Below are 11839 nucleotides of genomic sequence, written 5' to 3'. Positions count from 1 at the left end.
GTTCCGGACGGCCGGCTCTCAGCGCGGCCTCGCCGCTGACGGGGTCCAGCTCCCAGCCGCCGGGCACGTGCCCGGCGGCCCGCCGCCGTCTCAGTTCTTCTTCACGACCTTCGTCAGCTCGTACCGCTTGCCGGAGCCCTGCTTCCCTATCTCGTGGAAGAGCTTCGGCTCCTTCGCCGTCCCGATGACGCTCCAGTTCTTGCGCAGCTCACAGGCGTCTATCTGTACGGACACCCCGACGATCTTCCCGCCGTCCTTCAGCGGCGACCAGCTGCCCGAGCCGTCGCAGTCCCTCGACCGGGGCTTGCCCATGCCGTCCCAGTCGAAGTTGTCCAGGCCCTTGGCAACGGCGCGGCCGCCCTTCTCCAGCGTGACGCTGCCGTTCCGGCCGTCGGTCCAGACGCCGGCGATATCGGACTTGTGGAGCTTCGGCGGCTTGTAGACGTCGACCAGCCCCGTCCCGTAGACCGCCGCGCCCACCGCGCCGACGGCCAGCCAGGCGACGGCGCCGTCGCGCGTCACCCGGCGGGCGACGCTGCCGGCGCGGCCCGCGCGGATCCGGCGGGCGGCGGCGCGGGCGGCCAGCGCGGGCGGCAGCAGGCCCGCGGTGAGCGAGGCCCACCAGACCAGGTACGACAGCGGGCGGGCGGGGGAGAGGCTGCCCAGGGCCGCGACGACGCCGAAGACGGCCACCGCGGCGGCGGCGACCACGGGCACGGCCCCAGCGGTCCACGCCCGGCCGTCCCCCTCCCGCCCGGCGCGCCGCGCGGCCCGGCGAGCCAGCGCCAGCGCGGGCATGACGGCCGCGGCGGTGATGAAGCCGCTGAGCAGCACGGTCAGCAGCAGCGCGCCGAGCCCGACGGCGGCGGCCGCCAGGGGGGCGGTCGGCAGCCCGTCGTGCTCCCGGGCGAGCAGGACGAGGACGCCGGCGGTGGCGGCGATGACGAACTCGGCACAGAGGGTGGCCATGGAGGCGCAGAAGGCCGCCCCGAACCCGTCGGGATGCGCGACCTCGCGGGCGGGGCGCTCACGGCCGGAGGGGGGATTGCCGGGGGTGCCGGCGGGGGCGGCCTCGGGAGCGTCGGCGGGGGTGCCGGACGCCTCGGGCCCGGCGGAGGGCCCGGACGCGGCGGACTCGGCGGAGGGCCCGGCAGGGGAGGCTGCCGAGGCGCCCTGAACGGCACCGGCGTCCCCGCCGGACGTGCCGTCCGCCTCCGCTCCCGCGCCCGCTGACGCAGCCGACTCGGACGACGCCGCGGCGGACTTCGCACCCGGTATCGAGCCCGGCTCAGCCTGCTGTGTCATATCCGCCCCTCTCTCCAAGAATGATTCCCCCGGCGGCCAAGAGGTTCCGTTGGCGAGGGGTTCCGAGACGGCCCTCACGTCGCGGACGGCGACGAGGTTGCCTGAATGGGTCATTCTTACCGAATGGTGCTTCTCGGTCCGAATACGGACACTCGGCGCGAAGCTTCGGCCGGAGGTGCACACGGCCCCGCGAACACGGGACCGCCACCCGGAGAGACGGAGGCGGACGGCCCCAGGGACGGCACACTCCGGAAAATGTGGCGCGCGTCACAGATCGAGCCATTCGAGGGGCAGTTACGAGCCATTCACCCGAACCAGTCAGCGGCGGCGCACAGATGCGCACCCCGAGCACGGCACCGCACGCCGCCTACCGACTCCGGCGCCGGAAGCCCTGTCGTCGCGCCGGTTCGCGACCCGCACTCGCCAAGTCGCCCCGGTCGTCCGGGCGTCTCGACGTCCCCTCGCAACGAATCGCTGCATCCAAGAGTGATCACGTGAACACTTCACGTCAACACCTGGTCTGGACTTTGCCGCCTACGCCCCATTTGTGAGTACGCGGTGTGGCTCAAAGGCGCCGCCCCACAAGGGCAGTGCGGACGCCGGTGCGGGTGCCGGCCCGGGGGCGACGGGCCTGCGGTCGATCTCGCACCAGATGCTCTTGCCCGACCCCTCGTGCTGCCAGCCCCACCGGTCGGCGAGGCCGTCCACCAGCTCCAGCCCGCGGCCGCCGGTCTCGCTCCCGTCGGCGCACCGCCGCCGCGGCGGCCGGGCGCTGAAGTCGGCGACCTCGACCCGGACCGTGCCTCCGGGGAAGAGCATCCGCAGGACGGCCGGACAGCCCGTGTGCACCACGGCATTGGTCACCAGCTCGGAGATCAGCAGGATCAGCGTCTCCTCGAGCGGCTCGTCCACCCCTATCCCGCAACCGGCCAGCCTCGACCTCGCCCACCTGCGGGCCCGCCCCACCTCCGAGGGATCGGCCCCGACCTCCATCTGCACCTGAAGCACCTGCACCGCTCACACCATCCGAACCGGCGGACACAACGCCTCGCGCCTCCAAGGGCTCACGTCACGTGACTCCCTTTCCCCACAACCCCGTTGACGCACAACTACCCCAACAAGCGCTTCAGACACATTCCGGAGCAAAGGAGTATGCATGCCACATGCCTTACGGCGCGTATGCGCTCGCGGGGAGGAAGTCCGAGCCCGCACCTTACTCCGTCGCGTGACGACTTACGCGCAGAACACCACTCGACGGCAACACAGCGTGGCTATTTCCCCGGACCGACCGGGGTAATTCAGGCGAGGCGATTACATTCCGCGATTTTGTCGCTCAGAATTTCGCCCGAGCGAATTTCCGGACGATTACGGGGCGTGTGCGCCGGGCATGACCGACGAATCGATCTCGCGCTTGATGTGCCGTCAATTGCCGTTGGCACGGTACGTGGCGGCGGCCTGGTCGAAGAACGTGTCCACCGAACGCTGTCCGTTCATCGGGCCGAGCACCTGCAGGACGTGGTACCGACCGCCCATGATCACCGCGGAGTTGCGCACATAGACCTGCCGGCCGCTGCTGTCGTTCCAGTTGAACGCGCCCTCCGCGCCCGCCGTCCGGCCGACGTCCACCCGCCGCAGGCCGGAGGCGCCCGACCAGGACGAGGAGCGGTAGGACTCCAGCTCGGGTTCCTTCTCCTGCTGGTAGACCATCGGGTCGGCGCCGAACTCCGCGACCTTGTCCCGGCCCGGCACGACGATCAACTCGAAGTCGCCGCCCGCGTAGACGACCTGGCCGCGCGCGTTGTCCCCGCGGCGCTGCCATTCGTGGGCGACGGCGACGGTGAAGCCCTTCGGGTCGCGGCGCAGCGTGAACCCCTTGGCCACGCCGCCGCTTTCGGCCGTCGGCTCCTCCCGGGGCTCCCCCTGCGGGGCGGCGCTCAGCGCGTCCGCGCCGCGGCCTGTGCCCTGCCCGGCGCCCGCGCTCTCCGAGGCGCGCGGCATGAACAGCAGCGCGTAGAGCACCGCCCCGACGAGCAGCAGCAGAATCAGGCCCAGCAGCAGCCTGCCGAGCCGCGGCGCGGCGTGCTGCTCCTGGAGGTGCCCCGCCGCGGCGAAGCCGGCGGGCGGCTCCGCCCTGCGGTGGCGGGCGGGCCCGGCGGGCCGGGCGCGCCTGCGGCGCACCAGCTCGCCGCGGCGGCGCGGGATCGGCAGCCGGGCGGTGCCGCGGGCGGCGGTCGTCTCCGCCGGGGCGCCCTGGGGACCCGGGGCGAACGACGGCACGGTGACCGTACGGCTGCCCACGTCCGGCTCCGGGGCGGACCGGATCAGGGACCGCAGCCAGCCGCGCAACTCCTCGAAGTCCGGCCGCTCGTCCGGGTCCTTGCGCATCAGCGACTCGACGACGGGCCGCAGCGCGCCGCACTCCTCCGCGTACGCCGGGGGCTCGGAGCAGACCATCCGGACGAGGTCGGCGGCGCTGTCCTCCGGGTACGGCGCGTGGCCCTGCACGACGCGGAACAGCAGGGCGCCCAGGGCCCAGAGGTCGGCGGCGGGGCCGACGGGCGGGGCGAGCTGCCAGTTCTCCTGGACGGGCCAGGCCTGTTCGGGCGCCCAGCGCTCGGTGACGGGGCCGACGACGAGCATGCGGGCCTGACGGGAGCGCTCGGCGGCGAGGGCACCGGGGGAGTCGTGGCCGGCCCAGCCGGCCCCCTTGGCGGGGGGCCTTTCCCCCGTCTCCACGGAGCGGGACGCGCCGGGATCGCCCTGCCCCGGGCCGGACGCGGCGGGGGATGCGCCGCGGACCAGGGCGTCCGCGTTCCAGGTGCCCGGGGCGGGGGCGGTGCCGCTGGCGGCGGTGCCGCCGCCCCAGGGGGAGGAGCCGGTCGGGGGACGGGTGCCGCCGCCGTCGGCGCGGGCGGCGGCCGCCGCCTTGGTACCGGCGCGGTAGGCGGCGATGGCGTTGGCGCGGGGGCCGCGGCGGGGATCGGTGCGCGGGGGGTGCTGGGGGGAGGGCGCGCCCCGGTCCCTCCCCCGGAGGGGGGACCCCCATTTCACCGTTTCTCCCGGGCCGAGCCCGGACCCCGGACCGCCCTCCGGGCGGCCGCGGGGGGGGCCCCCCCGCCCCCCCCCCCCCCCCGCCCCCCCCCCGGCCCCCCCGCCCCCCCCCCCCCCCCGCCCCCGCCCCCCCGGCGGGGGGCGCCCCCCCCCCCCCCCCCCCCCCCCCCCCCCCCCCCCCCCGGGGGGGGCCCCCCAATTCCCCCGTTCCCCCCGGCCCGCCCCCGCCCCCCGCCCCCCCCGCGGGGCGGCCGCCGGGGCTCCGCCCCTGCACCCCGGAACCCGGCTCCGCCGCAGGGACACCGGAGCCACGCCGCTCGCCATGCCCCGGCCCGTCGGCAGGGCTCCGCCCCTGCACCCCGAAGCCGCGCTCACCCGCTCCGCGCCGCGCGCCGTACGCGGGGGCTCCGCCCCCCGCACCCCCGAAACCACCCTCCGGACGGCGACCGGGCTCCGCACCGGTGCCCCCGAAGCCGCTGCCGGACTCCCCCGCCGCGCGGCCGGAGCCGGGCTGTGCGCGATACGCGCCCCCGGTACCGCCCGCCGCACCCGTGCCGCCGAAGCCACGCTCCGTACGGCCACTCTCCGTACGGCGGCCGCCCTCCGCACCCGCGCCCCCGAAGCCACCGCCGGGCTCCGTCTCCGCCCGGCCGGAGCCGCGCCCGGCGCCGTGCACGCCCCGGGCACCGTCCGGGCCGTCGGCGGAGCTCCGCGCCTGCGCCCCGGCAGCACCGCCGCCCTCCGGGCGACAGGACGGCGCGCCGGCGCCCCCCACCCCCCCGTCCTCCCCCGCACGCGCCGCGCCCGGCACCGGGTCGTAGCCGCACAGCGCCTCCTCCGCCGCGCCCGCCGCCAGGCCCGTCAGGACGGCGCGGCCGTCCTCGCAGATCAGGACCGTGCGGGTGGTGATGTTGCGGTGGGTCCAGCCCTGGGCGTGGAGGGCGCGGAGGGCGGTGAGGACGTCGGCGGCGACCTCCGCGGCGCGGTGGGGGGAGAGGGTGCGCTCGGCGAGGACCGCGGCGAGCGGGCGGGCGGACACCAGCTCGCTGACGATCCACAGGCTGCCCGCCTCGGCGAAGACGTGGAACACCTGGTCCAGGCGCGGATGGTCGGGGATCCGGGCCGCGGCCGTCGCCGCCTCCAGGGCGCGGCGGACAGCCGGGTCCGCGGCACCGGCGACCGTGCGCGGACGGCCGGACCGGGCCCGGTCGCCGCCCTCGTCACCGAGGCCGCCGGAGCCGCCGGAGCCGCCGGGGTCACCGAAGTCGACGAGCTCCGCGTCCACCACCTCGGGCAGCGGGATCTGCCGGACCAGGACCTCCTGCCCGCTGTAGGTGTCGAACGCCCGCGTCTCCACGAGCTCGAACGCGTCGGAGGGGGGCAGCGGCAGGCGATACCGGTCGGCGAGCACCCGGCCCGCGTAGTCGTCCACGACGCCTCCCCAAAGCGCGCGATATCCCCGCATCCCCTCAACGCCGGTCGCCCGGACGTCGGTTGTGGCTGCGTACCGTCCCCGACCCCTCACGATACGTGCCGGACGCGGCCCGGCGGGCCCTTACGGCTCAGATACCGCTCAGATCGTCGGACACGACGGACGCGACGGACGCGCGGACCGGCACGAGCGGCCGCAGGCCCTCGTCACCCGAGCTGCCACGGTGCACGAGGAGGGCGATCACGGTGCCGATGACCGCCAGCACGACGACGGCCACCACGGCGAGCAGCACCCGCCGCTGCGCCGGGACCCGCATCCGGACCAGGGTCTCGGTGTACGCGCCGCCCAGCGGCGGCTGCGGCTGCGGCTCCGCCTCGGGGCGCGCCGAGGCGGAGCCCGAGGGAGCGGCGTCCCGCAGCGGACGGAAGGCCGACCGGCCGCCCTCGGTCTTCTCCAGGGACTGCTTCCGCGGGGCGGACGCGGACGCGGGCGGCCGTTCGGTCCTCACGGGCTTGGCCGGCTTCGCCGACCGCACCGGCTTGTCCGCCTTCTCCGCCTTATCCGCCTTCTCCGGAACCTTCGGCACGGCGATGGCCTGCGTGGCCTCCGGGTCCGCGCTCGTCCGGGACGGCGCGGGCAGCCGCTCGTCCGGCGCGTTGACGGCCTCGGTGAGCAGCGCCCGGGCGCCGGCCTCGTCGAGCCGCTTCTGCGGGTCCTTGGCGAGCAGTCCGTACATGACGCCTTCGAGCGGGCCCGCGTTCTTCGGCGGGCCGAGCGGCTCGGTCATGACGGCGGTCAGGGTGGCGATGGCCGACCCCTTGTCGTACGGCGGCGCGCCCTCGACGGCCGCGTACAGCAGACCGCCCAGCGACCACAGGTCGGCGGGCGGGCCGGGCTTCTGGCCGCGCGCCCGCTCCGGGGATATGTACGAGGGGGCGCCGACGAGCATGCCGGTCGAGGTCACCGAGGGGTCGCCCTCGACCTGGGCGATGCCGAAGTCGGTGAGGACGACGCGGCCGTCGTCCGCGATGAGCACGTTGGACGGCTTCACGTCCCGGTGCAGGATGCCCTGCAGATGCGCCGCGCGCAGCACGTCGAGCACGGCCAGGCCCACCTCGGCGGCGCGCCGCCACTTCAGCGGCCCGTCCTCGCGGATGACGTCGGCGAGCGAGCGGCCCTCGATGAGCTCCATGACGATCCACGGGCGGTCGTCCTCGTGGACCACGTCGTAGACGGTGACGGCGCCGGCGCTGCGGATCCGGGCGATGGCCTTGGCCTCGCGCAGGGTACGGGTGATCAGGCGGCGCTTCTCGTCCTCGTCGATGTTGGCCGGGAAACGCAGCTCCTTGACGGCGACGACACGCCCCAGGGTCTCGTCGGTGGCACGCCAGACCGTGCCCATGCCGCCCCGGCCGAGCACGTCGCCCAGGCGGTAGCGCCCGGCGAGGAGGCGCCCGGTCGTGCCCTGCGTCTGCTCCGCGTCCGACATGCGTCCCCTCTGGCATTCAGCTCTGCGACCAACCGACCCCGGCAGAGCGACCATTGTCTCTCATCCGCCGACCAGTGGAAGGCCAGGGTCCGTCCGAGCATGGATGTGACCATGGATGATGAGCGCATGCCGACGCGCAGTGCCCTCTCGCGCATCACGGCGGCCATGGCCGCGCTGTGCTGCACCGTCATGGCGCTGACGACGGCGTGCGATGGCGACCCTGCCCGCTCTCCTGTACAGGACATCGTTGCACGAGGAGCGGTTCCCGGGGCCGCCGCGCTGTCACAAGATGCTCACGGCGCCTCCCGGTTCACAGCGGCCGGGGTGGCCGACGTGCGCACCGGGCGCCCCATCGGGCGCGCCGACCGCTTCCGCGCCGGGAGCCTCACCAAGACCGTCGTCGCCACGGTCGTCCTCCAGCTCGCCGCCGAGGGGCGGCTCCGGCTCGACGAGCCGGTCGCCGCGCTGCTGCCGCCGCCGGCGGGCGCGGCGCTCCGCGGGGTCACGGTGCGCCAACTCCTCACCCACACCAGCGGCCTGTTCTCCTACACGGAGGACGGCGCGCTCTTCCGTGCGTCCTTCGGGGACGGGTTCCCCGGCCACCGCTTCGCCTCGCACGCGCCGGACGAACTGGTACGGACCGCGCTGTCCCACGCCCCCTACGCACCGCCCGGCACGGCGTACCACTACTCCAACACCGACTACCTGCTCCTCGGCATGGTCATCCGTCAGGTCACGGGCCACCCTTACGCGGCCGAGGCGCGCCGGCGCGTACTGGACCCCCTGCACCTCACCGGCACCAGCTTCCCCGGGACGCGCGCGTCCCTGCCCCGGCCGCACGGCCGCGCGTACGCGACGGCGCCCGGCGGCGGGCTGCTCGACGTCACCGACCTCAACCCGTCCGTCGCGGGCGCGGCGGGCGAGATGGTCTCGACCCTCCCCGACCTCGGCCGCTTCCTCGGCGCGCTGCTGCGCGGCACGCTGCTGCCGGCGGGTCAGCTGCGCGCGATGCGCGACACGACGGCCTCACGGGGGCGGTACGGGATGGGGCTGTTCCCGGTGCGGCTGCCGTGCGGGGACGTGCTGTGGGGGCACGACGGGGAGATCAACGGGTCGTACGCGGCCGCGGTGGGGACGGGTGACGGGCGGCACGTGCTGACGTACCGGGTGAACGCGGACGCGGGGATCCGGCCGCGGGAGGAAGCCCGGCTGCTGGCAGCGGAGTTCTGCTAGCACTCCCTAGGCCAGCGGCTGGACCTCCGGCGCGCCCAGCCGTGCCGCGTCCGCCGTGCGGTCGTCCGGCTGGAGCTGCGACTCGCGCTCCGCCTCCACCCGCTTCTCGTAGTGCTCGACCTCCTTGTCGGCCTGCGCGCGGTCCCAGCCCAGCACCGGGGCCATCAGCTCGGCCGCCTCGCGGGCGCTGCGCGTGCCGCGGTCGAAGGTCTCGATGGAGATGCGGGTGCGCCGGGTGAGGACGTCGTCCAGGTGCCGCGCGCCCTCGTGCGAGGCCGCGTAGACGACCTCGGCGCGCAGGTAGTCGTCGGCGCCGCCGAGCGGGCGGCCCAGCGAGGGGTCGGCCGTGACGAGGTCGAGGACCTCGTCCACCATCGAGCCGTACCGGTTGAGCAGGTGCTCCACCCGCGCCACGTGCAGCCCGGTGCGCCGCGCGAGCTGCGCCCGCCCGTTCCACAGCGCGCGGTATCCCTCGGCGCCCACCAGCGGCACGTCCTCCGTGACGCAGTCGGCCACGCGCTGCGTGAGCCCGTGCACCGCCTCGTCCACCGCGTCCTTGGCCATCACCCGGTACGTCGTGTACTTGCCGCCCGCCACGACCACCAGCCCCGGGACGGGGTGCGCCACGGTGTGCTCGCGCGAGAGCTTGCTCGTCGCGTCCGACTCGCCGGCCAGCAGCGGCCGCAGCCCGGCGTACACGCCCTGGACGTCGTCCCGCGTCAGCGGCACCGCGAGCACGGAGTTGACGTGCTCCAGCAGGTAGTCGATGTCGGCGCTGGACGCGGCCGGGTGCGCCTTGTCCAGGTCCCAGTCCGTGTCCGTGGTGCCGATGATCCAGTGCCGGCCCCAGGGGATGACGAAGAGCACGCTCTTCTCGGTGCGCAGGATCAGCCCGGTCGTGGAGTGGATCCGGTCCTTGGGCACGACGAGGTGGATGCCCTTGGACGCCCGTACGTGGAACTGGCCGCGCTCGGCGATGAGCTGCTGGGTGTCGTCCGTCCACACGCCGGTGGCGTTGACGACCTGCCGGGCGCGGATCTCGAACTCGCGGCCCGCCTCCAGGTCGCGCACCCGGGCGCCGACGACCCGCTCCCCCTCGCGGAGGAAGCCCACCACGCGCGTCCGGTTGGCGGCCTCGGCGCCGTACGCGACGGCGGTGCGCACCAGGGTGGTGACGTAGCGCGCGTCGTCCATCTGGGCGTCGTAGTACTGGAGGGCGCCGACCAGCGCGTCCTTGCGCAGGCAGGGGGCCACCCGCAGGGCGTGCCGGCGGGTCAGGTGGCGGTGGAGGGGCAGGCCGCGGCCGTGCCCGGAGGAGACGGACATCGCGTCGTAGAGCGCGACACCCGAGCCCGCGTAGAGCCGCTCCCAGCCGCGGTGCTGGAGCGGGTAGAGGAACGGCACCGGCTTGACCAGGTGCGGGGCCAGCCGTTCGAGGAGCAGCCCGCGCTCCTTGAGCGCCTCGCGGACCAGCGCGAAGTCGAGCATCTCCAGGTACCGCAGCCCGCCGTGGATGAGCTTGCTGGAGCGGCTGGAGGTGCCGGCCGCCCAGTCCCGCGCCTCCACGAGGCCGGTCACCAGGCCGCGGGTGGCGGCGTCCAGCGCGGTGCCCGCGCCGACGACGCCGGCGCCGACCACCAGGACGTCCAGTTCCCGCTCCGCCATCCGGGCGAGCGCCGCGGTGCGCTCGGCCGGCCCGAGTGTCGCTGTCCTCACCACTGCCTCCCGCTGCGTCGGGGTCTCCTTCCGATGCTGCCCCAGATCGGCCGGGGCGGCCTCCCGCGCGGACGCCCAGGGCGACGCCCGGAGCGGCAATGCCCGAAATATGTCGTATATCCCCTTAACCTGATCTACACCGCTCAGGGATCGGATCGGACCGTCGGTCGAGGGGAAGGACCGCGTCACCTCATGCCCGCAGACCTCGCCGTCATCGGACTGGGCCATCTCGGCCTGCCCCTCGCCCGGGCCGCCACCGCCGCCTCCGTGGCGACCGTCGGCCACGACCCCGATCCGCGCACCGTCGCCGAGCTGCGCGCCGGGCGGCTGCCCGCCGAGGACGGCCCGGGCACCCTCACCGCCGCCGAGCTGCGCCGGATGCTCTCCGCCGGCTTCCACCCGACCACCGAGGACGCCGTGCTCGAACGGGTCCGCACGGCCGTGATCTGCGCGCCGACCCGGCTCGGCGAGGACGGCGTCCTCGACCTGCGCGCCGTCGGGGCCGCCGCCCGCGCGCTGGCGCCCCGCCTCCGGCCCCGCACCACGGTGATCGTGGAGTCGGCCGTGCACCCGGGCGCCACCGAGGAGTTCGTGCGCCCGCTGCTGGAGGACGGCTCCGGGCTGTGCGCCGGGCGCGACTTCCACCTCGCGTACTCCCCCAGCCGGGCCGACCCCGGACGCCGGGACCGCGACCTCGCCCGCGTCCCCCGGGTCGTCGGCGGCCTCACCCCCGCCTGCACGGAGGCGGCCGCCGCGTTCTACGGACGCCTCTGCGACAAGGTCGTCCGGGCGCGGGGCCCGCGGGAGGCCGAGACCGTACGGATGTGGGAGACCAACTACCGCCACGTCAACATCGCCCTCGCCAACGAGATGGCGGTCTTCTGCCACGACATCGGCGTCGACCTGTGGGACGTGGTGCGCTGCGCGGAGACCAAGCCGTTCGGCTTCCAGGCATTCCGGCCCGGGCCGGGCGTCGGGGGGCACGGCACACCGGTCGACCACGTCGGGACGGGCCACCCGCTGCGCATGGTGGGGCTTGCGCGGGACGTCAACGGGCGGATGCCGCTCTACGTCACCCAGCGCAGCGCCGCCCTCCTCAACGAACACGGCAAGTCGGCACGGGGCGCACGGGTGCTGCTCCTCGGCGTCGGCTACAAGGCGGACACCGGCGACCAGGAGGGCTCCCCCGCCCCCGAGATCGCCTCCCGGCTGATGGAACTGGGCGCGCAGATCCGCTACCACGACCCGTACGTGCCGGGCTGGCGGGTCGGGGGCCGGGAGGTGCCACGGGTGGACTGCCTGTACGAGGCGGCGGCGGAGGCGGACCTGACGCTGCTTCTGCAGCACCACCGGACATACGACTTGCAGGGCTTGGCGGTGAAGGCCCAGCTGCTGCTGGACACGAGGGGGGCGAGCCCGGCGGGCGCGGCGCACCGGCTGTGAGGCCCCGGACGGGCGTTGCCCCCTCCGGGGAGTTCGAGGACAGCGCCCGAAGGGCGCTTCGGGGTCCAGGGGCGGAGCCCCGGTGGGGGTGCGGGGGGCGAAGCCCCCGCCCTCCGCGCGGCGGAGCCGCGCCCGGGCCCCGGGGCGGGGCCCCGGAAGAAACGGTGAAA

General features: G+C 75.4%; 6 protein-coding genes and 2 pseudogenes. 2 read left to right on the top strand and 6 right to left on the bottom strand.

What is annotated here, in order from left to right:
- Nucleotides 1–90: 90 nt before the first annotated feature.
- From I5Q34_RS13430 to I5Q34_RS13415, 5 genes and pseudogenes are all read right to left on the bottom strand, one after another.
- A complete protein-coding gene (locus I5Q34_RS13430; protein ID WP_199892398.1) occupies nucleotides 91–1305 on the bottom strand; it encodes a hypothetical protein in 1215 nt (404 codons plus the stop codon).
- Between the two features lie 534 nt (nucleotides 1306–1839).
- Nucleotides 1840–2319: an ATP-binding protein gene (locus I5Q34_RS13425; RefSeq protein WP_199892397.1), complete on the bottom strand. Its 480-nt coding sequence runs from the start codon at nucleotides 2317–2319 to the stop codon at nucleotides 1840–1842.
- Nucleotides 2320–2727: 408 nt separating this feature from the next.
- Entirely contained in the window at nucleotides 2728–4356 is a 1629-nt protein-coding gene (locus tag I5Q34_RS36030; RefSeq protein ID WP_374193009.1) for a hypothetical protein, read from the bottom strand.
- A gap of 820 nt (nucleotides 4357–5176) precedes the next feature.
- Nucleotides 5177–5788: pseudogene (locus tag I5Q34_RS36025) on the bottom strand (protein kinase); the annotation flags it as partial.
- A gap of 636 nt (nucleotides 5789–6424) precedes the next feature.
- A pseudogene (locus I5Q34_RS13415) lies at nucleotides 6425–7277 on the bottom strand (serine/threonine-protein kinase); the annotation flags it as partial.
- A 126-nt stretch (nucleotides 7278–7403) separates the two neighbouring features.
- On the opposite strand from I5Q34_RS13415, the gene I5Q34_RS13410 reads away from it, so the two are divergent.
- Nucleotides 7404–8510 (top strand): serine hydrolase, encoded by a 1107-nt coding sequence (locus I5Q34_RS13410; RefSeq protein WP_199892396.1) that lies wholly within the window; start codon nucleotides 7404–7406, stop codon nucleotides 8508–8510.
- 6 nt (nucleotides 8511–8516) lie between these two features.
- Here I5Q34_RS13410 and I5Q34_RS13405 read toward each other — a convergent pair whose 3' ends face one another.
- Entirely contained in the window at nucleotides 8517–10226 is a 1710-nt protein-coding gene (locus I5Q34_RS13405; RefSeq protein WP_199892395.1) for a glycerol-3-phosphate dehydrogenase/oxidase, read from the bottom strand.
- A gap of 192 nt (nucleotides 10227–10418) precedes the next feature.
- On the opposite strand from I5Q34_RS13405, the gene I5Q34_RS13400 reads away from it, so the two are divergent.
- On the top strand, nucleotides 10419–11669 hold the full coding sequence (locus tag I5Q34_RS13400) for a nucleotide sugar dehydrogenase (protein ID WP_199892394.1): 1251 nt from the start codon (nucleotides 10419–10421) through the stop codon (nucleotides 11667–11669).
- Nucleotides 11670–11839 lie beyond the last annotated feature (170 nt).

This window comes from Streptomyces sp. AV19 (assembly GCF_015999245.1).
In the GTDB taxonomy this organism is placed as follows: Bacteria; Actinomycetota; Actinomycetes; order Streptomycetales; family Streptomycetaceae; genus Streptomyces.
Note: the sequence above shows the minus strand (reverse complement) of the source record. Positions and strands in the feature narration are given on the sequence as shown.

Excerpts from the sequence above, each read along its gene's own strand:
- I5Q34_RS13430 (WP_199892398.1), bottom strand. The coding sequence starts at position 1,305 with ATGACACAGCAGGCTGAGCCGGGCTCGATACCGGGTGCGAAGTCCGCC.
- I5Q34_RS13410 (WP_199892396.1), top strand. The coding sequence starts at position 7,404 with ATGCCGACGCGCAGTGCCCTCTCGCGCATCACGGCGGCCATGGCCGCG.
- I5Q34_RS13400 (WP_199892394.1), top strand. The coding sequence starts at position 10,419 with ATGCCCGCAGACCTCGCCGTCATCGGACTGGGCCATCTCGGCCTGCCC.